This is a genomic window from Uruburuella testudinis (assembly GCF_022870865.1).
GTDB lineage: Bacteria > Pseudomonadota > Gammaproteobacteria > Burkholderiales > Neisseriaceae > Neisseria > Neisseria testudinis.
This window is the reverse complement of record NZ_CP091508.1, coordinates 2,600,500-2,625,807: the sequence shown is the minus strand read 5'-3', so window position 1 is coordinate 2,625,807 and position 25,308 is coordinate 2,600,500. Positions and strand designations below refer to the sequence as shown.

The following is a 25,308-nucleotide window of genomic DNA, read 5'->3' as shown; positions in this document are numbered from 1 at the left end:
AAATACTATTTGAAAGCAAAATCTGTAAATTGCTTAAAACTTAAAGGATGATCAACAACGTAGAGTTGTCCAAATTCAATCTGCCCAGTTTGCATAGCTAGAACTAATCGAACTATTGAGTAGCCTCTGCGCTGCATACTTGTCATTGATAATACTCCCGAAGCTGGAATGTTCTTCCGTGCCTTCTGGCACAAACTTGCTATCAGCTCTTGGCATTGTACTTTATCAACGATCCAATCTCGGTTAAACATATCTGGGCGCTGAAGCGTATGTAATATACCAGCATCTAACAACTGCTTTAGCTGATATCTTGTGAGCTGTAATGCCTCACACGCCTCATCCATCGTCCAATTTGAGGATACCTGTATTGCAAGACCCTCAACCTGTTCACGGGAATAGTGCTTTTTCCCTTCAAAAACACGAGGTGTAAGCTTTTGTTGTTGTACTAATTTATCTACTCTATCTGGATGGCAATTAAGAATTTTGGCAGCTTCCTTTCTGGAAACAACATTTCGTTGTCGGGTAGTGAACTGGATGCGTGTTATACGCTTCGACTCTAAGACACTAGGCCAATAATTCTCTATGTAATGGTCAAATTCAAATTTTATCCGAGCAATCCCCTTGTTTTCACTCTGACGATGTAGAGACTCATATAAATCCCTAAAATGTTTATGTAGGCCACCAACACCTTTCTTGCTCATCGGATGCTCAAGATATTGGTTGAGAAATTTGTAGTAGGCATCTGGCCAATTCTCAAGCATTGCCCATACATACTGATAATGTTGAGCAAGCTCACTATTCATCATTGAAAGAGGTTGAAACGAACCACCCAATAACCTTGATCTATAATGAGCAATAAAATGAATTAAGCTAAGAGATTCTCGGAGCTCCAAACCTTGCAGAATTTTAGGGCAAGAAATTCCATTTCCTCCTTGTAACAGTACTTCAATATATTGACTGAGTTTGATTGCCTCAGACGGAGCAACATCACTTAATGAATTGATAACATCAGTATCATCAAACTTATTTAAATACCTACGATACCAATTCAGTCGTTTGCCAGTACCAGAGTGCGTATCTATCAATAATTTCCCATGTCGAACACAAGCAAGGTATGGCAATAAGCTCCATTCAAATCTACAGAATCCAAATTCTTCAATACAATCTGGACATACTTTTGGATATTTAACAATTAGATAGGGCGTATCAATAACATTTTGAAAAGAGTGAGATATTGGCTCAATTTTAGAGGAGCAAGTTGCTAACCCAAGCTGCAATAAATACACATTGAGATCAAACTCACCAGTTAAAATCTGATGAACTGGTACACGATTATTTTTCCAAGCCAAACCAGCGTGACGCAGCAAATGACCTATGTGCTTAAAGCCATTTTTCTCTGATATTCGAATCAAATAACTAACTAAGCATTCATTTGGTTCGATGCTAGGTCTGGCGAGAAGCATCTCAATGATCTCACAATCGATAATAAAATATCTAATAGTTACTGAGATCTTAATGCTATCAGCCTATCTATGGAAAGCTCTTTCATCCCACTATAGTTTCGGAAACGTTTCATTAGTTCTTCTTTTGAAGCCAGATCCGCAAAATAGAACCCATCTGGTAGTGGTGAAGTACTTAGTCCGAGCTTACTCATAGAACACTTTATTAAACCGCAATATTCTTCTTTATTTTTAGTTTTAAATACTTGCTGTAATGGCTCACATGTTTTACTGGTGTAAGCTTCTGGCCCTACGCATTCGTACTCAGCTATCTTATTCCATGACCATATCTCTGGGTATCGATCAAGACACTTAAAACATTGTATCTGCATAATATCTGATACTTCTTTTTGATCAATACCAAGCTCAAGAAATAGCCCAGAAATAGCCCTATATCTATCCAAATTATTAACAGAATAGGTGCTATACCACTTTTTAGAAGAATTTACTAGAAATTTTTTAAAAGCTTTAATATCCGAAAAACCATTTTTCTTTCCTAAATCATTCAAATAATCATCAAATGTTTGCTGATCATTTGGTCGTGATCGATCAAGTAACACAATGCTTTACCTTGAAATAAATTATCATTTACCCTGCCAAACAAAACACTTTATTGCCTTTTGATACGCCAAACTCAACATATTCAGCATCGATGATTGCGTTTTTATTTGCCCTATACCCAAAATGCCAGTCTGAATGAACGATGAGTTCTCTCAACACCAACTTGTCAATCGGTAGTAAAAAAGCATTATTTCGCTCATCAATACCATAACTGCTAAGAACCTCAGCAAACAAATCCTTATCTACTTTCATGTCTTCCATTTCAGACATCATCCTAGCATCACGAACAAGATTAGCCGTAGCTGCTAGATTTCCACTCGTTGCACTAAAACACCTTAGCGACATTGTCATTTCTTCCAATTTAATCCTTTTAGAAAGTCCATATGCCTCTGATAGGCACATCAAGAGCCTTCTATAATCATCACGATCTTCGTTACTGCTAATCTTAAAAGGTGGAATAGTGTAACGGTATGATATTCGACGTGCTAATTGCTGATTTGATTCAACGAGATATCTACTCCAAGGCATTCCCATAAAAATAATCGGTATTTCTGTATCATTGATTAAGTCTTTAAATAAATCTGCAATTCCTGTAACAACCTTTGCACTGCGACGTTCAATGATCACCTGAATTTCATCAAGGATCAGCAACTCTATGCCAACCACCTTAAGCAATGTAATCAATCGCTCATAAAGTTCACCTTTGTTTCTCGCACCTCGTCCGCACTGTGGATCGCCAATAGTGACCAACAACGATCTTAGGAATTCTTCTGGTGTAGAAACCGATCTTAATTCGTAGTGTAAAACAGGGATATGTGTCCGCTCCACTTGCTCTATTTTCGGATTATTTTTTGCATAATATTTTGCTAACTCAGATTTCCCACTTCCAGATTCTCCAGTTACCAACATGCAAGAAGCAACACCATATTTTTTCTTTTTATTGCGCAAAGAATCAAATAGATTCACCATTTTTGTAAGAAATGGACTTTTAATGAATGGACGATCCTCGAAAGTAGTTTTCATTAGCCCAGACTCCATCCATTTAAGCTGAGATTATCCCCATCATCCTCAAAATCAACTTTCATCGTACGATGTGAATTGTCCACCACAAGGCTGATATTAGGGACACCCGTTTTATCAGATCTTGCGGCTTTAGATGTTGTTACTTGCTTACTTCTTCGAACATTTCTTGCATGATATTCTTCACGCTCTTTAGCAAGTTGAATTTTAGCTTTTTGGAGATTCAGGTTATCAAATTTTGATTGTCGAGCAGCTCTTGCAGCAGCTCGAATCTTATTATGTTCAAACTCAGAAAGATTGGAAGCATAAGAATATTTCAGGCAATCTACTTTTAAATAGACCTTGTTAATCTTGTCTAGCACCAAGATATAACCAATATCAAAAGGATTGTATTTTATAGTTATTTCTCCAGGCCCATCTCTTCTAATAAGTCTTTAAGAAGACTTGAGTCATAGTTCATCGAAAAAATTTCGATACCACTTTTATTCAGCGTACGTGTGGCAGTAGCCAGTAAAATAGTAGTCAACTCCATTTTATCTTCTACTGGCACTGGAAAGCACTCCTCCGAGCTAGCCCAAATTTCATAAGGTGTTAAATCTGAGTCTTCTAGAGGTGTATGGTGATACTCTTCTGTCACCCACTTCACAAAATAGCGTTTAAACTCTGAAAATGTGAGCGCAGCTTCTTGCCTTGCGTCATAGCCATCACCAGATTTACCAATTTTTCTAACCACACCAGGCAGATCATCAAGTACCAGTGCATTGACTATACCGAAAAAACGTTCAATACGACTTTTATAGTTACCTTTACGAATCGGACAATACTGAAAAACTGTCCCTATTTCATCCGCAACTGCAATAAATTTCTTACCCCAAAACTCATTAGCATTGTCTGTTACAAGCGTCGAAGGAATTCCATGGGCAGGCCAAGCACCGTCCAATTTCAACTCGTTCATAAAGTCATTTTTCGGTAAGAATGCATTCAAACAAGCCAAACAAACTGAGGCATATGAGGGTGCTTCAAAAGAAATTTGGAATCCAAGTAACATTCCAGAATAATGATCTATCAAAGCAGTGATATTAGGTCGGCCAAGTAAAGTCTTATAGTCATCATGTAGAACATGAATATCCAACTCTGTATGATCAAGCTCAACACGCTCTAAGACTCTAGTAGTAGTTATCCCACTTAATGCTTTAGCAAGCTCCGCCTGCAAAACTCGAGCACCATATCGCCCTTTTCTCTTAGTTTGGTAAAGCCCACTTAACACACGGTTCTGAACAGTATGATATGTTGGCTTCTGAAGCGGTGCATCAGGATGATCTAAATTGTGTGACATAATTTTAGCTTCAACATTACGAACCACTGAAGCCATTGACGACTGGCTGAGTGTATAATATCGCTTTGCACAATATTCAATAATTTCAACAACTTTAGCATCAATCTTAGGATTTCTATGCCCTTTAAATCGATGCTTAGGATAAAGACCTTGTATCTTTAGACCTGCCTCGACAAAACTAGCGTACCAACTTCTTACTGATTGCCAATGTGGTGCTTTCTCACCTAATTCTAAAGCGACTTCCTCTATCGTATTTCTGGCACTTTTCTCAGTAATTTTACTAATGCCATTTTCTTTAAGCCTTTTGATATATTTATATTTTCTATTGGTTTCACGCTGTTCAGCTTCTGAAAGATCAATAAACTTAATATCCCCAAAATCTCGCGATTCCGCAAGAAATTTAATACCTCCTGAAGCGTAAACTGTACCTAGTTCTTCTCGACTCAATCTAGATACGGCTCCATTCTCAATATCTACTAAAACGACTTCTGCTTTTCCTACAGACCGAACCATAGCACGATGACAAGGAATACCCTTGTTAAACTCAATGATTACACCTTGTTCCCATAACTCAGCAGACATCGAATTTCACCTCTGTTGTCATACTCAGTGGCTCAGAGCGCATATCAAATCGCAAATATCCTAGCGCAATCCATGAATATATTTCTCTCAAGTGTGCTCGGTCACCAAGTCTATGCACTAACTGTGCTAATGGCATCGAATCATTAATATCTTCGGCACACTGCTGAAGATTCTTCATTTTTAATAAAGGGCGCTTTTTATATTGATAAAGCTTTTCATAGTTTGATAGTAATGGCTGTTGATAGATCTCAATTTCACTCACTATCAAGAAGTCTGTATTAGTACCCTGCAAGAAGTTGGAAAAGCGAGAAAAGAGAAATTGATAGTGCTCAGTTTGAGCATTTTCAGAGGGTTTGACCTCCACATATTTCCTAACACCAGAAGTATAAATAACTTCAAAATCAGGTGTATAAATATTACATTCTCCATCATTATCAGAAACTTCAAATTTTCGAGGTTGCGGGAAATATGTCTCTACCTCAGCGTCGAACTCTAAATGAAGACAATATTTCGACTCTAAGATGGATTCAACAAGAATTGTCTTTCCATCATTCGCTTTTATTGAAGGAAAACGAACAATATTCTTAACAGCAGATTTCTGAATTTTGCGCGCAGGGCTATTCATTTTCTAGCTCATCCTGAACTTCCTTGTTCAAATTATAAGCTTTTTTATAAGTTTATCCTACATAATTTATAGACTATTCCTACAATTTTATAAACTTATCCTACAATCTACAGCCAATGAAGGGGGACGACAAGCATGCCGTGGCCTGTTGGCTGCGTGCGGGTGAGAACGCTTCTGTGCGCATATCATGATTTGTATGACAACAATCAGGCCGTCTGAAAAGTTTTCAGACGGCCTGATTGTTGTCGTTATTCACAAAAGTAAGCGAAGCAGGCGGCGAGCCGACGCCATTAGGTTATTTTTGTGAATGGATATAATGGGTTTGTTTCGGTTGGGCGGTGCCGACAGGCTCAGCCACTCAGGTTTTAGAATGTTTTTAAAAGACAGTTATTCAAAAATAGGCCGGCAGAGCGGCTGACCGAAGATGCCTATGCCCAATGTGATATAAGCGGGATGCTGCCGTTTGGTTGCTTTGGGGAGCGGGTGCATAGAGGTAATAGATGATTAATCCGACACGCCCACATACCAGCCGCTCTCGGCGCTGCTGTTTTTGCGTTGGCGGAAATGCTGGCGCAAAGAATCGCTGCGGCCTACCGGTACATCGTCTTGAAACTGCCAAATCACGTTGCTGCTGCCGCCGATCGGATGTGTGCCGCGCAGGCCGATATAGCTGCCGAGGTCGTCTACCGAGGCATTGCTGGTTTTGCGGCCGCCGATTTCGGTTTGCGACACGGTAAGGCCGCTGCGGATGTTGCCGTAGAGGTTGACATCGGCCAGCGCCAAAGCGGGAAAAACGGCAAGCAGCAGTAAAGCGGTTTTGTTCATGGCGGTTTTCTTGTAGGATAAATGGAAATATACGGTCAGTTTAGCAGATTGGCCGTGAAGAAATCTTAAAAAACGCAAAACTCAGGAGAAGCCGATGCAGAGCATAAATGCTGCGGTGATACAGATGGTGTCGTCTACCCGCCCCGAAGAAAATCTGGCCGCCATGCGCCGATGGGTACGGGAAGCGGCGGCGGGCGGGGCGGATTGGGTGTTGCTGCCCGAATATTGGCCGATAATGGGTGCGAAAGATACCGACAAACTGGCGTTTGCCGAGCCTTTGGGTGCGGGAATATTTCAGACGGCCATGAGTGAGGCGGCACGCGAATGCGGTGTGGTGCTGTTTGGCGGCACCGTGCCGTTGCAGAGCCCGGAGGCGGGCAAGGTATTGAATACGATGCTGGTTTACGGTCGTGACGGCGAGGCGGTTGCGATGTATGACAAAATGCATTTGTTCGGCTATTCCGGTTTGGGTGAGCGCTATGCCGAGGCGGATACGATTGCGCCGGGTGCGGCGGTGCCGCGTTGGGCGGTGGAGGGCACCGGTGTGGCAGCGGGGGTGTGTTACGATGTGCGCTTTCCCGAGTTTTTCCGTGCGCAGGTGCCGTTTGACGTATTGCTGCTGCCTGCTGCGTTTACCTACACTACCGGCAAGGCGCATTGGGAATTGCTGCTGCGGGCGCGGGCGGTGGAAAACCAGTGTTATGTGCTGGCTGCGGCGCAAGGCGGCGAGCATGAAAGCGGCCGCCGCACTTTCGGCCACAGCATGATTATCGACCCGTGGGGCGAGGTGTTGGCGGTGTTGCCCGAAGGCGAAGGGGTGGTGGCGGCCAAATTGGATCCGGCCAGATTGAGCAGCGTGCGTACCCGTTTGCCGGCATTGGGGCACCGGCTTTTGTAGGGGCTGCGGCAATAAAGGCCGTCTGAAACGTTATAGGTTTCAGGCGGCCTTTGTGTATTGCAGATACAGCGCTTGCCGATAATGCCCGTTCACAACAGTAAGCGGACAAGGCGGCGAGCCGAAGACAGTACGGGGAGTACGACAAGGGGAGCCAACGCCGTTAGCTTATTTTTGTGAATGGGTATAAGCCGTTATTTCAAGCGTTTGCCTTGCAAGAGCACCTTGCCTTGCGCATCCAGCATGTTGAGGCTGCCGTTTTCGATACGGTATCGGCGCACGTTTGGCAGCACTTGCACTACGGTGCGCTCGATGTCGTCTTGTGCGCAAGCCATGCGGGTGGCGGCGATGTTGCTGAAGCTCAGTGCTTGTTTGCCGGCATCCAGGCTGTAGCGGCCGAATACTTGGTTGCAGTCGGTTTGGGCGGAAAACTGCGGGTTGGCGCTGTCAACCGAGAAAACTGCCCGGCTGTCTCGAATGGTTTGGCCGGCCAGCCCGGTAATCTGCCATTGGCCGTAAAGTTGCTGTACGCGGGCGGGTTGGGCGGGAACGGGAATCACCACCGGCGCAACACAGGCGGTTAGGAGCAGTAAAAGCAGAGGGGCAGTAAATTTCATGATGTTTCCTTGTGGGGGTTGGCAGGCCGTCTGAAAACCTGATGGCAATGATGATATCTGTGGCCGTTTGATGCCCATTCACAACAATAAGCTGACGGCGTTGGCCCGCTTTGCAATGATCACTGTGCTGTCTTCAGTGCGCTGCCTTGTCGGCTTGCTTTGGTGAGTGGGTCTCACTGGCATCGTATCACGCTGTTGTGTTGCCTCAACCCGCTGTTTCGGCGGTCTGTTTTTATCAATGGATAAGATTGGTGCGGCGGGTAAAAGTTTCAGATTAGGGTATCCTGCTGTGTTGATTTATGGGCGTATCTTGCTCCTGAAAACGCATCTGCTGCGTTAACAAGCCTTGGAAGATGTTCAATCTTACTGCGTTTTGTCTGGCATCTGCATTTTCAGGCACAAAATCTCCCCATAAATCGATACGGCAGGACACCTAGGTTTTATGGTTGCTGTTGTTTGGCTTCCTGCTCGGCTTTGTAGGCACGCAGCCATTCGAGGGCGGCGGTTTTTTCGGCATCGTTGCCGTATTTGAGGTCGCGTTGGGCGCGGCGGTAGGTGGCGCGTGCTTTGGCTTCTTCGATTTGCTGCGCCTGGTAGGCTTCGCGGTTGGCCGGTACGATGCGTTGGGCTTGCTGGGCTTGCGCGCGCGCCATGGCTTTGGCAATCAGGTCGGCGGGGTTGAAAGGGGTATCCGCCCGGGCGCTGTTGTGTTCGGGCTGCGGGCAAAGCCGGGCTTTGGCGGCGGCTTCGCGTTCGGCCAGATAGGCTTTGCGCTCGGCAGCATCGCGTGTTTTGCGGGTTTGCTGCCATTGGAAACGCTCCAGAGCGTGGCCGGCGGCGGCAAAACGCGCTTGCGGATGATCGGATAAAAAGCGCGCCTGCGGCAGGTAATCGGCTTGCACGGGCTGCATATGGATGCAGTCGACCGGGCAGGGGGCAACGCATAAGCCGCAGCCGGTGCATTCGCTTTGAATCACGCTGTGCATCAGTTTGGATGCGCCCATGATGGCATCGGTGGGGCAGGCGCGGATGCAGGCGGTGCAGCCGATGCAGACGGCTTCGTCTATCCATGCCAGCGCATGGGCTGTGGTTTTGGCCGGGGCGAGCGGCACTCGGTCGAGCAGGGCGGCCAGGTCGTGCATCACTTCTTCACCGCCGGGGGCGCACAGGTTGACGGCGGCTTCTGCTGCGGCCAGGGCTTCGGCGTAGGGTGCGCAGCCCAAATAGCCGCATTCCCGGCATTGGGTTTGCGGCAGCAGGCGGTTGATGGCTTCGGCGGTGGGGTTCATGCGGTTGGAAAACGGTTTGAAATCGAAAAGAGATATTGTAACAGATTGATTGTGTTTTGTTTGTGATGCAGGCCGTCTGAAAGATGCAGGCCGTCTGAAAGATGATGGGTTTCAGACGGCCTGTGGTTTCTGGAAGGGTTTTGAATGCCCAAACAGGCTGTTCATGCCCGTTCACAAAAATAAGCTAACCAGGCGGGCCAACGCCGTTAGGTGGTTTTTGCGAACGGGTATCAGACGGCAGACGGTCAGTTGATGGTGTAGCCGCGCAGATATTGGCTGCGTTCGCGGGTCATGCGGGTGTCGCATTGCAGTTGCAGGTATTCGGCCTGCAAGGTGCTGTTGGCCTGGGCGGCGGCTTGGCGGCAGCTGTTGTTTTTGCTTTGAATCCAGCTGCGTTGTTCATTCAACAAGCGCTGCTGCACGGTTTTGTCCATGCGTTCCCACAGGCGGTTGATTTCCTCGTCGGCAGCGCGGTTGTTGTTTTTGGCCTGCTCCAGCTCGTTGGCGGAAAACAGCACTTCGTCGTTGTTGGGGGCGACGGGGCTGAGTACTTCGGGGGGAGAGGCTTCGGCCGGTGCAGCTTGGCCGAACACTGCGCTGGCGGCATTGTTGTCGAGGATGTCTGCAGGCGTGGCAACGGGCGGTTCGGCAAAGGGCTGGTGGCGCAGGCGCAGGGCGTCTTCGAGGCTGAGGGCTTGGCCGTTGACGATCAGTATGCTTTTCACGCCGTAGGGCAACAGGGCGGCCGATACGGCTTGGGCGGTGCCGGTCAGGCTGTTGTCTGCATAATTAATCACGGTTTGGCCGTCTGAAGTTGTTGGGGTATAGCCTAAGGTGCGGCTGAAAACACCGGCGCCGTCATAAGTGAGGGTGCTGCCGGTGGTGCGCTGCTGGATAATTTGGTTGATGGTTTGGTCGCCGTAAATCAGCGGGCTGTTGGTTTGGGCGGTGCTGAGAATGGCAGCGGGAATCTGAATGCGCAGATTGGCGCTGCATACGTTGGTGCCGTTGCGGGTTTCTTGCGCGGGGTTATCTAGTGTGATCAGCAATTCGCTGCCGGCGGCGATGATTTTGTCGGCATCCACAAATTGGCGGGCATCGTTTTGGGCAAATGCCCGGGCTTCTTGTTTGATGATTTCCTGCACGTTGCCGCGCACGCTTTGCAATACGGCCGGATCATTGCACACCAGTGCGGGCGGTTGGGGTTTGTCGTCGCCGCAAGCGCTCAGGGCGGCGGCAATCAGCGAGAAGGTCAGCAGTTTTTTATACATGATTTCGCCTTTGTGAAAATAGGGTTCAGACGGCATCATAACAAAAGCGCCTGCAACGGGTAAGACGTGGCGGGCGCTTTTTGGTTCGGCTTACGTTTTAATGCAGGATGCTGATGAAGATTTTCAAAATGGCAACGTTTACCAGGTCGATGAAAAACGCGCCTACCATCGGCACAATCAAAAAGGCTTTATGCGAAGGGCCGAAGTGTTCGGTAACCGACTGCATATTGGCCACAGCGGTAGGCGTGGCGCCCATGCCGAAGCCGCAATGGCCGGCCGACAAAACGGCAGCATCGTAGTTTTTGCCCATCACGCGGAAGGTGATGAAATAGGCAAACAGCGCCATTACCAGCGTTTGCACGGCCAAAATCGCCACCACCGGGCCGGCCAGGCCGCTGAGCTCCCACAGTTTCAGGTTTAGCAGCGCCATGGCCAAAAACAACGACAGCGAGGCATTGCCGAATACATCGATGGCGCGGTCGAACATATTGAATTTGAAGACCAATACCAGCACGTTGCGCAAAATCACGCCGGCGCCGAGCGCCCACACGAATTTGGGCAAAACGCCGACATAAGTATTCATGATTTCGGCAAACGACAGACACACGGCAAACATCGCCAGCGTTTCAATGGCTGAAGAAGCGGTAATCAGGCGCGGTTGGTCGCGTACTTCAAACGGATCATCAATGATTTCGCCGCCGTCTGCATGAGTGGCGCGTGCACCGCCTACATCCAGGCGGGGACGGTGCATCTTGTTGACCAGGCGGCGGGCAACGGGGCCGCCGATCAGGCCGCCGACCACCAAACCGAAGGTGGCGGCCGCCATCCCCAAGCCGGTAGCGCCGGTTACACCGTATTGGTTTTCAAACACCGACCCCCAGGCGCCGGCCGTGCCGTGACCGCCGGTCAGTGTCACCGAACCCGTCATCAGGCCGATGAGCGGATCCAGCCCCATGGCCGTGGCCATGCCGACGCCGATGCCGTTCTGCACCACGATAAACACGCTCACCAATATCAAAAAGATAATCAGCGGCATACCGCCCGCCCGCAGCCGCGAAAAGTCGGCGCTCAGGCCGATTGAGGTGAAAAACATCAGCATAAATGCATCTTGCAGCGGTTTTTCGAATTTGAAGCTGGCACCGTAAAAATAGTGCAGGCCGAACAAAATCACTGCCGCCAACAAGCCGCCGGCCACCGGCTCGGGGATGTTGAAGTTTTGCAGAAATTTGATGCGGTTGACCATCAGCTTGCCGACCAATAAAACAACGGTAGCGGCAATCAGGGTGTAATAACTGTTAAATTCCCATTCCATACGTTTTTCTTTCTTGCAATATTGTTTCGATAATCAATAGCTTGCTTTTTCGGTGTGAGGCCGTCTGAAAGCAAAAAACATCAGATAGTAGGCGAAGTGTTAAAGATTGTCAAAATAAGCGGATGGCCGTAGCGGTTTTATCGATACGTGGCATTGTTGGAATGTGTGATTGGTATTCTTTTGAAATCAAGATTATATTGTGAGTTTTTATTCAGACGGCCTGAAATTCAGGCAAATCTGTTTATGGCAAAATATCCTGCTTTTTTGAAGGGATAGGAAAGCAGAAAAGCCCGAACGGTTTAGGGTCCTGACAATTCGATTTAAGGGTGTATTTTGCCCCTGAAAACGCATCTGCTGCGTTAAAAAGCCTCGCAAGATGTCCAATCTTGCTGTGTTTTTTGCCTTGCATCTGCATTTTCAGTAACAAAAATCCCCTCATAAACGAATAGTCAGGACACCCTGGTATTCGGGCTTGACGTATAACACGCTCGTAAAATTACAGCGAGTAATACATTTCAAATTCCAGCGGATGCGGTGCCATACGCAGGCGCTTCACGTCTTCTTCTTTGAAGGCGATGTAGCTTTCAATCCAGTCTTGGCTGAACACGCCGCCGCGGGTCAGGAATTCGTGATCGGCTTTGAGTGATTCCAGTGCTTCTTCCAAAGATGCGCATACGGTCGGCACCAAAGCATCTTCTTCCGGCGGCAGGTCATACAGGTTTTTGTCGGCCGGGTCGCCCGGGTGGATTTTGTTTTGGATGCCGTCCAAACCGGCCATCAAAAGCGCGGCAAAGCACAGGTAGGGGTTGGCCATCGGATCGGGGAAGCGCGCTTCGATGCGGCGGGCTTTGCTGCTGGCCACGTGCGGAATGCGGATGGAAGCCGAACGGTTTTTGGCCGAGTAAGCCAGTTTGGTGGGGGCTTCAAAGTGCGGCACCAGGCGTTTGTAAGAATTGGTCGACGGGTTGGTAATCGCATTCAGGGCTTTGGCGTGTTTGATGATGCCGCCGATGTAGTAGAGTGCGATTTCAGACAGGCCGGCATAGCCGTCGCCGGCAAACAGGTTTTGGCCGTCTTTCCAGATAGATTGGTGCACGTGCATGCCCGAGCCGTTGTCGCCCATGATGGGTTTGGGCATGAAGGTGGCGGTTTTGCCGAAGTTGTGCGCCACGTTTTGAATCACGTATTTCAAATCTTGAGTCCAGTCGGCGCGCTTGGTCAGGGTGCTGAATTTGGTGCCGATTTCCATTTGACCGGCGGTGGCCACTTCGTGGTGGTGCACTTCTACGGGAATGCCGATTTCTTCGAGAATGTTGACACAGGCAGAGCGCAGGTCTTGGCCGGAATCTACCGGTGCAACCGGGAAATAGCCGCCTTTAACTACCGGGCGGTGGCCGGTGTTTTGGCCGTCGTAAGATTCGCCGCTTGACCAGGCCGCTTCTTCAGAGTGGATTTTGTAGCGGGTGCCCTGCATAGAGGTTTCCCATTCGATGCCGTCGAATACGAAAAATTCCGGTTCGGGGCCGAAAAAGGCGGTGTCGCCCAAGCCTGAAGATTTCAGATAGGCTTCGGCGCGTTTGGCGATGGAGCGCGGGTCGCGGTCGTAGCCTTGGCCGTTGGCGGGGTCGATAACGTCGCAGGTAATCACCACGGTGGCATCATCGTAGAAAGGGTCGATATAGGCCGTGTCGGCATCGGGTTTCAGAGTCATGTCTGACGCTTGGATGCCTTTCCAGCCGGCGATAGACGAGCCGTCGAAAGCCTGGCCGTTTTCAAACCATTCTTCCGGGTCTTCCAGCAATACGCGGGCGGGCACGGAAACGTGTTGCTGCTTACCTTTGGTATCGGTGAAACGCAAATCAACGAAGCGCACTTCGTTTTCTTCGATTAATTTGACAACATCTTTTACTGACATGGCGAGGCTCCTGATTGTTAGAGAGTGTAACGATAAAAAGGCATCATAAAAATCTTGCGCCGGATGCGGATTGATTGTGCCACAACCGGCGGGTAAAAACACGGGCGGCCGTGTAAAAACAGCAGCCGGGCTGCTTGCCGAGGCGCCGGGGCACAGCTAAGTGCAGACAAACGCCATATTGCCGCAGCGGGTTTTTCAGACGGCCTGATATGAAAGCTGCCGTCATGCAATGGTTAAATTGTGTGATGACAATATAAATTCGCTGCTTGGAATTGTCAACAATTTATTCTGAAAATTTTTTGGCGGGCATGGCCGGGAAACGGTGCGGATTTGCGGGAAACCCTGCCGGAGAGGCGGTATGGCAATTGTGCGGTAAAAACAGCATCACGATGTAATCAGAAGCGATATAATGCTGCATACACCGATACCGTGAGAACAGCATGAACCACAAGCCGCGCTATGCCGTGTTCGGCAATCCGATTGCACACAGCAAGTCTCCGCAGATTCATCAGCATTTTGCCGGGCAGGAGCAGGCAGAAATCGAATATGAGCGTATTTTGGCCGAACCCGACGGTTTTGCAGCGGCGGCCGGCCGTTTTTTTGCAGCCGGCGGGCGGGGCGCGAATGTAACCGTGCCGTTTAAAACTGAGGCTTATGATTGGGTTGACGAGCATTCCGAGCGTGCGCAAACAGCCGGCGCGGTCAACACTATTATTCCGCTGCCCGATGGCCGTTTCCGCGGCGACAATACAGACGGCATCGGCATGGTTAATGATATTGTTGAAGCCCAAGGCATCACGGCGACGGGTAAAAAAATTCTGTTAATCGGCGCCGGCGGTGCGGTGCGCGGCGTGTTGCAGCCGCTGCTGGCGGAGCAGCCCGCTGAAGTGGTATTGAGCAACCGCACCGCCGCAAAAGCTGATGCACTGGCCGCGCAGTTCGGCGTGCGTGTGATGGCGATGGCTGATTTGCCGGCGCATTATTTCGATATTATCATCAACGGCACTTCAGGCGGCCTCAGCGGCAATGTGCCTGCCGTTGCGCCGGCAGTATTCGGCGCATGCGAGCTGGCTTACGATATGGTTTACGGCGCGGCTGCCGAGGGCTTTTTGAATTTTGCCCGGCAGGCCGGTGCACAGTGTTGTTCAGACGGCCTCGGTATGCTGGTGGGTCAAGCCGCGGCAGCCTATACGCTGTGGCGCGGTTTTGCTCCCGATATTGCCGCCACTACCCGCTATATGAGGGAAAATCATGCTTAAATGGCTGTTGGCGCTGCCTTTTGCCGCGTTTATCCTATTTAATGCGTATGTGTATGGCAACATTATTACCTACCGTGCCGTGGCGCCGCACCAAAGTGCATTTATGGGCATGCGCATGAGCGAATTTCGCGATGCCCGTAAAACGGTGGCGCTGGATTACCGTTGGGTGCCGTATCAAAATATTTCCACCAATCTGAAAAAAGCGCTGATTGCCTCAGAAGATGCCAATTTTGCCGAACACGGCGGTTTTGATTGGAGCGGTATTCAAAATGCCATCAAGCGCAATCAAAAAAGCGGCAAAGTGCGCGCGGGCGGCTCCACCATCAGCCAGCAGTTGGCCAAAAACCTGTTTCTCAACGACAGCCGCAGCTATATCCGCAAGGCCGAAGAAGCGGCGATTACCGCGATGCTGGAAGCCACTACCGATAAAGACCGTATTTTTGCGCTGTATCTGAATGTGATCGAATGGGCGCCGGGCGTGTTTGGTGCCGAAGCAGCTGCGCAGCATTTTTATAAAAAGGCTGCCAACAACCTCAGCCGCCAGCAGGCTGCCCAACTTGCCGCACGGGTGCCGCGACCGCTGTATTACGCAGCCCACCCGCGCGACCGGGGCTTGCGCAATAAAACCAATATCATCTTGCGGCGCATGGGTTCGGCGGCATTGCCGGATGCGGAATGAAAGCAGGGCGGTCACTTTGGCGCCCGAACAAAGTGATTTTGAAAGGCGTAAAAGGTATCAATTTAAGATAACGTGGGTTTGGGGTGGGAAAATACTGGTGTATTGCCTCGTTTGTGTTTTGAAAACGGCAGACACGGGAATGATGGTTTGTTGGGGGTAACTCAATGAAGCAGTTATGCGAAGATATGCCGCAAACGGGTGGTTAGCCGTTCATCCGCACTATCCTACGGCTTATCCCGAGCGCTCATTTTAAGATAAGGTAAGATAAGGCCGTCTGAAAAATCGGGTTTCAGACGGCCTTGGTTTTATTGCAAATGCATTCAGCGGTTTTTCAAGCCCAATACATCCTGCATATCGAACAAGCCTTGATCGTGGCCGCGCAGCCACACGGCGGCGCGCACGGCTCCGGCGGCGAAAGTCATGCGGCTGCTGGCTTTGTGGGTGATTTCCACGCGTTCGCCGTCGGTGGCGAATAAGGCGGTGTGGTCGCCGACAATATCGCCTGCGCGCACGGTGGCAAAGCCGATAGTTTGCGGGTCGCGCGCGCCGGTGTGGCCTTCGCGGCCGTAGACAGCGCATTGTTTGAGGTCGCGGCCGAGGGCGTCGGCAATCACTTCGCCCATGCGCAGGGCGGTGCCGCTGGGGGCGTCGACTTTGTGGCGGTGGTGGGCTTCGATGATTTCGATGTCGTAGCCTTCGTTGAGCACGCGAGCAACGGTGTCGAGAATATGGAAGGTAAGGTTGACGCCCACGCTGAAGTTGGCGGCAAACACGATGGCGGTTTGTTTGGATGCTGCTTGAATGGCGGCTTTGCCCGCTTCGTCAAAACCGGTGGTGCCGATAATCATCTTCACGCCGGCAGCGGCACATTTTTGCAGATGGCGCAGTGTCGGTTCGGGACGGGTAAAGTCGATGAGTATATCGCTGGCGGCCAAAACGGCATCTACATCGCTGCTGATGGCAATGCCGGTTTTGAGGCCGAGGGCAAAACCGGCATCGAGGCCGAGGGCGTCTGAGCCGGCGTGTTCGATGGCGCCGCTCAATACGGTATCGGGATGTTGTGCGACGGCTTCAATCAATACGCGCCCCATGCGGCCGTTGGCGCCGGCGATGGCTATTTTCAATTGGCTCATGTGGTTTCCTGATTCGGATTAAGGGTTGGCGGCAGGGGCGGTTTGCGGCTGCACCGGTTGGTATTGGGCGGCGGCGTTCTGCGCGGCGGCGGCTTGTTCGGCCTGTACTTGCTCGACTGCATATTGGATGGCATTGCCTTCTGCGCGGGCGAGTTGGTCGTTGTCAAAATAAAGGGTCAGGGTGCGTTGGTCTGCCAATATGCCGTTGCGGGCGGTGTTGAAGGTGTAGTCCCAGCGGTTGGCATGGAAGGGGTCACGCAGCAGCGGTGTGCCGAGCAAAAGTTGCACCTGATCGCGGCTCATGCCCGGTTGCAGCGCAACTACGGCGCGCGGATCCAGCTCGTTGCCTTGCACCACTTTCAGTTTGTAAGAGGGAAAATGAGACACGCGTTCGGCCGAGCAGGCGGCCAACCCCAGCAGGGCTGCCAGGGCGAAACATAGGGATTTGTTCACGGTTTTACCTTTCGTTGATGGTTACTTAGTTATCAGTATGCCAGAAAGGTTCGGGCAATTGAAAACCTTTATCATCTGATAGTGGGCAAAGCTGCTAAAAATGCGTATTATAGCGATAATTACACCACACGGGTATGGAAAGAACTTATGGAAAGCAATATCGCCCAATTAAAAGACAGCGGTCTGAAAGTAACCGGCCCGCGTTTGAAAATCTTGGATTTGTTTGAAGAGCATGCCGAAGAGCATTTGAGTGCGGAAGACGTTTACCGCATTTTGCTGGAAGAAGGCATCGAAATCGGCGTGGCCACCATCTACCGCGTGCTGACTCAGTTTGAGCAGGCCGGCATTTTGCTACGCCACCATTTCGAAACCGGCAAAGCGGTTTACGAGCTGAATACCGGCGGCCATCATGATCATATCGTCTGTGTGAAATGCGGCAAGGTGACCGAATTTCATAATGATGAAATTGAAAAGCTGCAAGACAAAATCGCAGAAGAAAACGGCTACCGCATTGTAGACCACGCTTTATATATGTATGGCGTGTGCGGCGATTGTCAGAAAAAAGACAAACGCTGACCGATATCGGTTTCAGACGGCCTGCGTGAAAGCTCAGGCCGTCTGAAAAGCATGTTTAAAGGCTCGGTGCTATTGTGGATATTCCGCTGCTCGACCCAAACAGTACGGCTTTTCCCGATGCGGGAGAAGCCGTTGTGCTGCGTGAAGGATTGGTGGCTGTCGGCGGCAATTTAAGCCCCGAGCGGCTGCTTGCCGCCTATCCGCAAGGCATTTTTCCGTGGTATTCAGACGGCCAGCCGATATGCTGGTGGGTGATTGCTCCGCGCACCGTGCTGTATCCGCACAAGCTGCACATCGGCCGCTCGCTGCAAAAAAGCCTGCGCAACAAACCCTATGCCGTAACCTCGAATTACCGCTTTGATGCTGTGATTGCCGCCTGCGCCGAGGCTCCGCGCCCCGGCCAGCACGGCACTTGGATTACCCGCGAAATGCAGCAGGCCTACAGGCAGTTGCACCGGCTTGGTTATGCCCATTCGTTTGAATGCTGGTATCCCGATGCCGAAGGCCGTCTGAACTTGGCCGGCGGCCTGTATGGCGTACAAATCGGCAGCGTGTTTTACGGCGAATCGATGTTTGCCCGGCAAAGTGAGGCTTCTAAAATCGCTTTTGCCACTGCCGTGCCTTATTTGGCGGATTGCGGTGTGGCGCTTATCGATTGTCAGATGAATACCGAACACTTAGCGCGTTTCGGCTCGGAAAGCATGCCGTTTGATACCTTTCAGACGGCCTTGCAAACATTGACCGCTCAAACGCTGCGGCATTCGATTCCCCGCGAACTGATTGGTTTTAATCGCATTAATTTGTCAGCGCTGTAGGCAGGTTTTTGCATGCACCATTTTGTTGTGTTATTTCCGGGTTGCCGCTTTATCTGCTGCAACAGAAATTTTGCACAGGGCGCTATTGATTTTTACAGGATAACGAAAGGCCGTCTGAAAAACGTTTCAGACGGCCTTTCGTTATGATGAGCAAATCATGCCCGTTTACAAAAGTAAGCGAGCAAGGCGGCGAGTCGGAGACAGTGCAGGTTGGTCGACTGGAGGCTTCGGCACCTTAGCAAAACCAATTCTCTTCGAGCGCAGGCAAGCCAACGCCGTTAGGTGGTTTTTGTGAGCGGGTATCAGGTAACCGGTGCCGGGTTGAATACCGATAGCGCATTGTGCAGGCCCCAGCGGTCGGACCACGGCACTTTTTTGCCGCTGGCCGCGTCGAGGATATAGTGGAAAATTTCCCAGCCGATATCTTCGATGGAAGCCTCGCCGGTGGCGATGCGGCCGGCGTTGATGTCCATCAAGTCGAACCAGCGCTCGGCCAAATCGGTGCGGGTGGCCACTTTAATCACCGGTACCGCCGCTAGCCCGTAGGGAGTGCCGCGCCCGGTGGTAAAGACTTGCACGGTGATGCCTGAGGCGAGCTGTTGGGTGCCGCACACAAAATCGCTGGCGGGCGTGGCGGCATAAATGAGGCCGCGGCGGGTCGGGCGCTGGCCGGGGGAGAGCACTTCCACAATCGCACCGGAGCCGGATTTGGCGATTGAGCCGAGCGCTTTTTCCACTACATTGGCCAAGCCGCCTTTTTTATTGCCCGGGGAGGGGTTGGCGCTGCGGTCGGTTTGGCCGGCATTTAGATAGTCGTCATACCACTGCATTTCTTCCAGCAGGCGCTTGCCGACTTCGGGCGTGGCAGCACGGGGCGTGAGCAGATGGATGGCATCGCGCACTTCGGTTACTTCCGAAAACATCACCGTGGCACCGCAGCGCACCAGTAAATCAGAAGCATAGCCCACGGCAGGGTTGGCGGTTACCCCTGAAAAAGCATCGCTGCCGCCGCATTGCATACCGACCACCAGCTCGGCAGCAGGGCAGGTTTCGCGTTGGCGGGCATTGAGTTTGGCCAAATGCTGTTCGGCGGTTTGCAGAATCGAAGCCACCATCGCTTCAAAGCCGTGAAATTGTTCGTCTTGCAGGCTGGTAACCGATGCTGATTCGGTGTGGATCGGAATGGTGTCGGGCGTGCCTTCCAGCAGGCGGGCGGGTTGCAGCTTTTCACAGCCCAGGCCGACCACCATGATTTCGCCGCCGAAATTCGGGTTCAGCGCGATATTGTGAATGGTGCGGATGGGCACGACCGCTGCCGGCGCATTAATCGCCACACCGCAGCCATAAAGGTGGTTGAGGCCGACCACGCCGTCGACATTCGGATATTTGGGCAACAGTTTCTGTTCGATGATTTTAACCACATAATCCACCACGCCGGCCACACAATGCACGCTGGTGGTGATGCCGAGCAGGTTTTTGGTGCCGACGCTGCCGTCTTGGTTGCGGTAACCTTTAAAAGTGTAGCCCTCAAGCGGTTCGAATGGCGGGGCCGGGCGGGTGGCCAGCGGAAGGCTGGCCAGCGGCGGCGCTTCGGGCAAGATAACCAACGATTCGTCTATCCAACTGCCTTGCGGAATGTTTTTAAGCGCGTAGCCGATGATTTCGCCATAGCGCACGATTTCGCCGTTTTCGGCAATGTCTGTCAGCGCCACTTTGTGGCCTTGCGGAATATCTTCGATTAAGTTGAGGCCGTCTGAAAAGGCCGCCCCTTTTTTGAGGCCGCCGCTGTTGACGATAATGGCAACATTGTCGCTGTCGTGCACCTTGATATATAAAGGTGTTTGGTTTGGGGTCGGGTTCATGGTCAGGCTCCTGAAAAGAACGCTTGTCGGGTGATTGTGACCATCATACGGGCGGCGGCTCGCGGTGTCATTGTGCAAAAGCCATAATTTTGTTGCGGAAACAATGGGATATTTGTGAAAAAGGTGAGGGCGCTCCGGTGGGCGCGGCGGAGGCAATACGGTTGATAAAAATAGGCTAACTTGCCCGCAATGCCGTTGAGTTGGGGTAAAATAACGCATTTGCGCATTTATGCCGCCTTATCCAACCGATATTTCAAAGGATTATCATGTCATTGCAAAACATCATCGAAACGGCGTTTGAAAACCGCGCCGAGATTACCCCTTCAACCGTCAGCCCCGAAGTCAAAGAGGCGGTGTTGGAAACTCTGCGTCAATTGGATGCCGGCCAAGTGCGTGTGGCCGAGCGTTTGGGCGTGGGCGAGTGGAAGGTGAACGAGTGGGCGAAAAAAGCCGTATTGTTGTCGTTCCGCATTGCCGACAATGAAGTGCAAAACGACGGCGTTAATCAGTATTTCGATAAAGTACCGACCAAATTTGCCGGTTGGAGCGAAGAAGAATTCAAAGCCGCCGGTTTCCGTGCCGTGCCCGGGGCTGTGGCACGCCGCGGCAGCTTTGTGGCCAAAAACGTGGTGTTGATGCCCTCTTATGTCAACATCGGCGCATATGTGGACGAAGGTGCGATGGTCGACACTTGGGCCACAGTCGGCTCGTGCGCCCAAATCGGTAAAAACGTGCATTTGAGCGGCGGTGTGGGCATCGGCGGCGTGCTGGAGCCTTTGCAGGCTGCGCCCACCATTATTGAAGACAACTGCTTTATCGGCGCGCGTTCGGAAATCGTTGAGGGTGTGATTGTGGAAGAAGGCAGCGTGATTTCGATGGGCGTGTATATCGGCCAATCTACCAAAATCTATGATCGCGAAACCGGCGAAATCCACTACGGGCGCGTGCCTGCCGGTTCGGTAGTGGTGTCGGGCAGCCTGCCTGCAAAAGACGGCAGCCACAGCCTCTATTGCGCGGTGATTGTGAAAAAAGTGGATGCGCAAACCCGTGCCAAAACCAGCGTCAATGAATTGTTGCGCGGCGTATAAAAGCAGAAAGCTGTAAAAGCTCAGGCCGTCTGAAACGTCAGTGGGCGTTTCAGACGGCCTGAATTTAACATAACGCCGGTTTGTGTAATAAATCAAAATAAGCTTGACCTGGCCGCTAATCGCGCCCATACTGCATTCAAGTTAGTTCGAAGTATATAAGTTTCTGTTGCTCTCCGCAGCCCATATGGCATTCTGATTCAGTTTCTCATTATGTGTTTCCGTAGTTTATCAGTATCTGGCTTTAGTCCTAGCTATCTTCAAAAATTTTTAAGGAAATACATTATGAGTATCCAACAATTCGGCGCAGTAAAATGGTTTAACGAAGGCAAAGGTTTCGGTTTCATCACACCAGAAGCCGGCGGTAAAGATTTGTTTGTTCATTTCTCAGCCATTGAATCAGACGGTTTCAAAACCCTGCAAGAAAACCAGCGTGTAAGCTACACGCCCGGTGACGGCCCCAAAGGCCCGCAGGCGCTGAACGTAAAAGCAGTTTGATGATGCGCGCCGGACAACGACGCAGCCGCATTTTCTATATGCTGCAACAGCAGAAAAAAGCCCCGGCAGATGCTGAAAGCTGATTGATGCTGACCACAAAACACCCGCAAGTTTGCGGGTGTTTTGCATTGGGCGGTTGGGTTGCTTTTGTGAATGAGCATAAGTTGAACGGCTATACAGCAGGGGTGGGGCGGATACTGATAGCCGACAAATGGTTCGATGTTTTTGTGATTGCCAATGATTTTGGCCGTCTGAAACATATCGGATTCGAGCATCTGACCCACATAGCGCATCGCGTGAACGATGCCCACAAAAACCCTGCGCATGCAAAGGCCGTCTGAAAGGAAATGTTTTCAGACGGCCTTTGCTGGTGTGCAGAATCATACCCATTCAAAAAAGTAAGCCAACAAGGTGAGTCGACGCAGTCAGGTTATTTTTGTGAATGGGCATGAGTATAACACCCGAGCCGTCCGATAAAATTCAGACGGCTCGTTTTTTTTACATCGTTGCGGCGCTTGAAAACCAAATGGCCGGCGCTGCTGATGTTTAAGTGCCGAATTCTGCCCACAGGTCTTCTTGCAGGCTGACTTCGGCTTCGCCTTCAGCCGCATGCAGGCGCAGGTAGCTGCCGTCGGGCTGCATCTGCCAGGCCTGGCGGTTGTCGGCAAGGGCGAGGGTGAGGCCTTCGCGGATTACGCGGGCTTTCAGCTCGGGCTGTTCGACGGGGGTGCAGGTTTCGATGCGGCGGAAGAAATTGCGCCCCATCCAGTCGGCGCTGGAAATATAGGTGGGCTCTTCGCCTTGGTTGTAAAAATAGTAAATGCGGGAATGTTCGAGCTGGCGGCCGATAATCGAGCGCACGCGGATGTTGTCTGATAAGCCCGGCACTTGGGGGCGTAAGGCACACATGCCGCGCACGATTAAATCGATTTCCACACCGGCGGCGCTGGCGGCATACAGTGCTTCAATCACGCTGGGCTCGATAAGGGAATTCATTTTCGCCATAATGCGGGCTTTTTTGCCGGCTTTGGCGTGTTCGGCTTCGCGTCCGATGTTGTCGATAATCATTTTGTGCAGGGTAAACGGGCTTTGGTAAATCTTGTTCAGGTGCATGGGCTGGCCGAGGCCGGTGATTTCGAGAAACAGCGTGTTGACGTCGGCGGTGATTTGCTCATCGGCAGTAATCAGGCCGAAATCGGTGTAGATGCGCGAGGTGCCTTGGTGGTAGTTGCCGGTACCCAGGTGGGCATAGCGTTTGAGCTGGCCTTCTTCCCGACGTAAAACCAGCATCATTTTGGCGTGGATTTTGTAGCCGAACACGCCGTATACCACGTGGGCGCCGGCATTTTCAAGCTGTTGCGCCCAGTTGACGTTGTTGGCTTCATCAAAGCGCGCCATCAGTTCGACCACCACGGTAACCTGTTTGCCCGCCAAGGCGGCTTTCATCAGCGCCCGTACCAGCTCGGAGTTGCTGCCGGTGCGGTAGATGGTCATTTTGATGGCGACAACGGCGGGGTCGGTGGAGGCTTCGCGGATAAATTGCACCACCGGGTCAAACGATTGGTAGGGGTGGTGCAGCAAGATATCTTTGTCGCGCGCAGCAGCAAGAATCGAGTTGCCTTTGCGCAGGCGTTTCGGTATGCCGGCGGTATAGGGCTTGAATTTCAAATCGGGGCGGGCCACCATGTCGGGCACGGCCATCAGGCGCACCAGGTTGACGGGGCCTTTAACCTGATACAGCTCGTTGCGGGCGAGCTTGAAGTGGCTGAGCAGAAAATCGCTGATGTGTTCGGGGCAGGTATCGGCCACTTCCAGGCGTACGCCGTCGCCGTATTCGCGGTCGTGCAACTCGCTTTGAATGGCGGCGCGCAGGTTTTTTAAGTCTTCTTCGTCAACCGTGAGGTCGCTGTCGCGGGTGAGACGGAATTGGTGGCAGCCTTTGACTTCCATGCCGGTGAAGAGTTTGTAAACGTATTCGTGCAGAATGGAGGATAAAAAGACAAAGCCGTTGTCGCCGTCGCACAAGGGGGCGGGCAGCTGCAATACGCGCGGCAAGATGCGCGGCGCCTGCACAATCGCCATGCCTGAGGCGCGGCCGAATGCATCTTTGCCTTCCAGCTCTACCGCGAAGTTGAGCGATTTGTTGAGCGGGCGGGGAAAGGGATGCGAAGGGTCGAGGCCGATGGGGGTAAGAATCGGCAACAGCTCGCGGTCGAAATAGTTTTCAATCCAGGCGCGTTGTGCGGGTGTCCAGTTGCGGCGGCGGTAGAAGTGGATGCCTTCTTTGCCCAGCGCTGGTTGCAGCTCGTCGTTAAACAGGGCGTATTGCTCTTGAATGATTTTGTGTGCTTCGGCCGACACTGATGCGATGGTTTCAGACGGCGTTTTGCCGTTGTCGAGCAAGGTGGTGGGGCGCAGTTTGTGTTCGCGTTTGAGCCAGGCCATGCGCACTTCGAAAAATTCATCGAGGTTGGAGGATACGATGCATAAAAAGCGCAGGCGCTCCAACAGCGGCACTCGGGCATCTTGAGCTTGCGCCAATACGCGGCGGTTGAAGGCGAGCAGACCCAGCTCGCGGCAGAGCAGGCGGTTTTGTTCCGGCATGGTTGATCCCTGATTGTGTTGGTTTTGCAAACGCTTAAGTATAGCGGTTTTTTGTGACAGATTGATATAGCCGTTCAACTTAATCATCATATGGAACGGCAGGCTGTCTGAAACTTTGCGCTTCATTTTTAAAAGTGTGGCCGAGCGGTTTCGCATGTCGCGCAGCCTGCCAGACAGCGGGCGCGGCCGGGTTGTTTGTGACAACTTGTTTGTTCAGACGGCCTAGGGTGTCCTGACAATTCATATATCATCATCTTTTTGTGATAAAAGCACATCTGCTGCGTTAAAAAGCCTCGCAAGGTGCCCAATCTTGCTACGTTTTTTGCCTTGCATCTGCACTTTTATCACAAAAAATCTGAATAATTCTGAATTGTCCGGACACCCTAGGGTGTCCGGACAATTCGATTTACGGGTGTATTTTGCCCCTGAAAACGCATCTGCTGCGTTAAAAAGCCTCGCAAGATGTCCAATCTTGCTGCGTTTTTTGCCTGACATCTGCATTTTCAGGGGCAAAAATCTCCTCATAAACAAATGGTCAGGACACCCTAGGGTGTCCTGACCATTCGGTTTAAGGGTGTATTTTGCTCTTGAAACCGC

26 protein-coding genes are annotated in these 25,308 nt (G+C 51.0%); 8 read left to right on the top strand and 18 right to left on the bottom strand.

Going from position 1 to position 25,308, the window contains the following annotated elements; all coding sequences use genetic code 11:
* Nucleotides 1-5: 5 nt before the first annotated feature.
* The 7 genes from LVJ83_RS12100 to LVJ83_RS12070 all read right to left on the bottom strand — a co-directional run bounded on the left by LVJ83_RS12100 (nt 6) and on the right by LVJ83_RS12070 (nt 6,448).
* A complete protein-coding gene (locus tag LVJ83_RS12100) occupies nt 6-1,463 on the bottom strand; it encodes a TniQ family protein (RefSeq protein WP_244784918.1) in 1,458 nt (485 codons plus the stop codon).
* 38 nt (nt 1,464-1,501) lie between these two features.
* Nucleotides 1,502-2,059, bottom strand: a complete 558-nt coding sequence (locus LVJ83_RS12095; protein ID WP_244784917.1) for a hypothetical protein — start codon at nt 2,057-2,059, stop codon at nt 1,502-1,504.
* A gap of 28 nt (nt 2,060-2,087) precedes the next feature.
* Entirely contained in the window at nt 2,088-3,083 is a 996-nt protein-coding gene (locus tag LVJ83_RS12090; protein ID WP_244784916.1) for a TniB family NTP-binding protein, read from the bottom strand.
* Entirely contained in the window at nt 3,083-3,445 is a 363-nt protein-coding gene (locus LVJ83_RS12085; protein ID WP_244784915.1) for a hypothetical protein, read from the bottom strand. The genes LVJ83_RS12090 and LVJ83_RS12085 overlap by 1 nt, the downstream gene beginning before the upstream one ends.
* Nucleotides 3,446-3,480: 35 nt before the next feature.
* Entirely contained in the window at nt 3,481-4,998 is a 1,518-nt protein-coding gene (locus LVJ83_RS12080; protein WP_244784914.1) for a transposase family protein, read from the bottom strand.
* Nucleotides 4,988-5,623: a TnsA endonuclease N-terminal domain-containing protein gene (locus LVJ83_RS12075; protein ID WP_244784913.1), complete on the bottom strand. Its 636-nt coding sequence runs from the start codon at nt 5,621-5,623 to the stop codon at nt 4,988-4,990. The genes LVJ83_RS12080 and LVJ83_RS12075 overlap by 11 nt, the downstream gene beginning before the upstream one ends.
* Before the next feature lie 504 nt (nt 5,624-6,127).
* A complete protein-coding gene (locus LVJ83_RS12070; protein WP_244784912.1) occupies nt 6,128-6,448 on the bottom strand; it encodes a porin in 321 nt (106 codons plus the stop codon).
* Between the two features lie 94 nt (nt 6,449-6,542).
* Between LVJ83_RS12070 and LVJ83_RS12065 the strand changes: the two genes are divergently transcribed.
* Nucleotides 6,543-7,346 carry a carbon-nitrogen hydrolase family protein gene (locus LVJ83_RS12065; RefSeq protein WP_244784911.1) on the top strand — a complete coding sequence of 268 codons (804 nt, stop codon included), beginning with the start codon at nt 6,543-6,545 and terminating at the stop codon, nt 7,344-7,346.
* 191 nt (nt 7,347-7,537) lie between these two features.
* Here LVJ83_RS12065 and LVJ83_RS12060 read toward each other — a convergent pair whose 3' ends face one another.
* The 6 genes from LVJ83_RS12060 to glnA form a co-directional block, all read right to left on the bottom strand.
* Nucleotides 7,538-7,960: an META domain-containing protein gene (locus tag LVJ83_RS12060; protein WP_244784910.1), complete on the bottom strand. Its 423-nt coding sequence runs from the start codon at nt 7,958-7,960 to the stop codon at nt 7,538-7,540.
* Nucleotides 7,961-8,400: 440 nt separating this feature from the next.
* Nucleotides 8,401-9,249 carry an RnfABCDGE type electron transport complex subunit B gene (locus LVJ83_RS12055; RefSeq protein ID WP_244784909.1) on the bottom strand — a complete coding sequence of 283 codons (849 nt, stop codon included), beginning with the start codon at nt 9,247-9,249 and terminating at the stop codon, nt 8,401-8,403.
* A 245-nt stretch (nt 9,250-9,494) separates the two neighbouring features.
* Nucleotides 9,495-10,559, bottom strand: a complete 1,065-nt coding sequence (locus tag LVJ83_RS12050; protein WP_342345075.1) for a lysozyme inhibitor LprI family protein — start codon at nt 10,557-10,559, stop codon at nt 9,495-9,497.
* A 58-nt stretch (nt 10,560-10,617) separates the two neighbouring features.
* Nucleotides 10,618-11,832: a sodium/glutamate symporter gene (gltS, locus tag LVJ83_RS12045; protein WP_244784908.1), complete on the bottom strand. Its 1,215-nt coding sequence runs from the start codon at nt 11,830-11,832 to the stop codon at nt 10,618-10,620.
* Nucleotides 11,833-12,073: 241 nt separating this feature from the next.
* Complete coding sequence (locus tag LVJ83_RS12040; RefSeq protein WP_244784907.1) at nt 12,074-12,271, bottom strand: hypothetical protein; 198 nt, start codon at nt 12,269-12,271, stop codon at nt 12,074-12,076.
* 57 nt (nt 12,272-12,328) lie between these two features.
* Nucleotides 12,329-13,747 carry a type I glutamate--ammonia ligase gene (glnA, locus tag LVJ83_RS12035; protein ID WP_244784906.1) on the bottom strand — a complete coding sequence of 473 codons (1,419 nt, stop codon included), beginning with the start codon at nt 13,745-13,747 and terminating at the stop codon, nt 12,329-12,331.
* Between the two features lie 440 nt (nt 13,748-14,187).
* On the opposite strand from glnA, the gene aroE reads away from it, so the two are divergent.
* Together aroE and mtgA are read left to right on the top strand one after the other, a co-directional pair.
* Complete coding sequence (gene aroE, locus LVJ83_RS12030) at nt 14,188-15,006, top strand: shikimate dehydrogenase (protein WP_244784905.1); 819 nt, start codon at nt 14,188-14,190, stop codon at nt 15,004-15,006.
* Entirely contained in the window at nt 14,999-15,685 is a 687-nt protein-coding gene (gene mtgA, locus LVJ83_RS12025; RefSeq protein WP_244784904.1) for a monofunctional biosynthetic peptidoglycan transglycosylase, read from the top strand. Before aroE ends, mtgA begins: the two co-directional genes overlap by 8 nt.
* Nucleotides 15,686-16,005: 320 nt before the next feature.
* Here mtgA and dapB read toward each other — a convergent pair whose 3' ends face one another.
* Together dapB and LVJ83_RS12015 are read right to left on the bottom strand one after the other, a co-directional pair.
* Nucleotides 16,006-16,818, bottom strand: a complete 813-nt coding sequence (gene dapB, locus LVJ83_RS12020) for a 4-hydroxy-tetrahydrodipicolinate reductase (RefSeq protein ID WP_244784903.1) — start codon at nt 16,816-16,818, stop codon at nt 16,006-16,008.
* An 18-nt stretch (nt 16,819-16,836) separates the two neighbouring features.
* Nucleotides 16,837-17,271, bottom strand: coding sequence for an outer membrane protein assembly factor BamE (locus tag LVJ83_RS12015; RefSeq protein WP_244784902.1), 435 nt, complete (start codon nt 17,269-17,271; stop codon nt 16,837-16,839).
* 75 nt (nt 17,272-17,346) lie between these two features.
* Between LVJ83_RS12015 and fur the strand changes: the two genes are divergently transcribed.
* Together fur and aat are read left to right on the top strand one after the other, a co-directional pair.
* Entirely contained in the window at nt 17,347-17,847 is a 501-nt protein-coding gene (fur, locus tag LVJ83_RS12010; protein ID WP_244787778.1) for a ferric iron uptake transcriptional regulator, read from the top strand.
* Between the two features lie 74 nt (nt 17,848-17,921).
* Nucleotides 17,922-18,662 carry a leucyl/phenylalanyl-tRNA--protein transferase gene (aat, locus tag LVJ83_RS12005; protein ID WP_244784901.1) on the top strand — a complete coding sequence of 247 codons (741 nt, stop codon included), beginning with the start codon at nt 17,922-17,924 and terminating at the stop codon, nt 18,660-18,662.
* 302 nt (nt 18,663-18,964) lie between these two features.
* On the opposite strand, the gene garD is transcribed toward aat, so the two are convergent.
* Nucleotides 18,965-20,524 (bottom strand): galactarate dehydratase, encoded by a 1,560-nt coding sequence (garD, locus tag LVJ83_RS12000; protein WP_244784900.1) that lies wholly within the window; start codon nt 20,522-20,524, stop codon nt 18,965-18,967.
* Nucleotides 20,525-20,790: 266 nt separating this feature from the next.
* Here garD and dapD point away from each other — a divergent pair, with 266 nt between their 5' ends.
* The 3 genes from dapD to LVJ83_RS11985 all read left to right on the top strand — a co-directional run bounded on the left by dapD (nt 20,791) and on the right by LVJ83_RS11985 (nt 22,448).
* Nucleotides 20,791-21,612 carry a 2,3,4,5-tetrahydropyridine-2,6-dicarboxylate N-succinyltransferase gene (gene dapD / locus LVJ83_RS11995; RefSeq protein WP_244784899.1) on the top strand — a complete coding sequence of 274 codons (822 nt, stop codon included), beginning with the start codon at nt 20,791-20,793 and terminating at the stop codon, nt 21,610-21,612.
* A gap of 282 nt (nt 21,613-21,894) precedes the next feature.
* Nucleotides 21,895-22,107 (top strand): cold-shock protein, encoded by a 213-nt coding sequence (locus LVJ83_RS11990; protein WP_244784898.1) that lies wholly within the window; start codon nt 21,895-21,897, stop codon nt 22,105-22,107.
* 86 nt (nt 22,108-22,193) lie between these two features.
* Entirely contained in the window at nt 22,194-22,448 is a 255-nt protein-coding gene (locus LVJ83_RS11985; RefSeq protein WP_244784897.1) for a hypothetical protein, read from the top strand.
* 205 nt (nt 22,449-22,653) lie between these two features.
* Here the strand turns inward: LVJ83_RS11985 and ppk1 are convergent, their stop codons facing one another.
* Together ppk1 and LVJ83_RS11975 are read right to left on the bottom strand one after the other, a co-directional pair.
* Nucleotides 22,654-24,867 carry a polyphosphate kinase 1 gene (gene ppk1, locus LVJ83_RS11980; RefSeq protein WP_280515214.1) on the bottom strand — a complete coding sequence of 738 codons (2,214 nt, stop codon included), beginning with the start codon at nt 24,865-24,867 and terminating at the stop codon, nt 22,654-22,656.
* An 84-nt stretch (nt 24,868-24,951) separates the two neighbouring features.
* Nucleotides 24,952-25,236: a hypothetical protein gene (locus tag LVJ83_RS11975; protein ID WP_244784896.1), complete on the bottom strand. Its 285-nt coding sequence runs from the start codon at nt 25,234-25,236 to the stop codon at nt 24,952-24,954.
* Between the last annotated feature and the right edge of the window lie 72 nt (nt 25,237-25,308).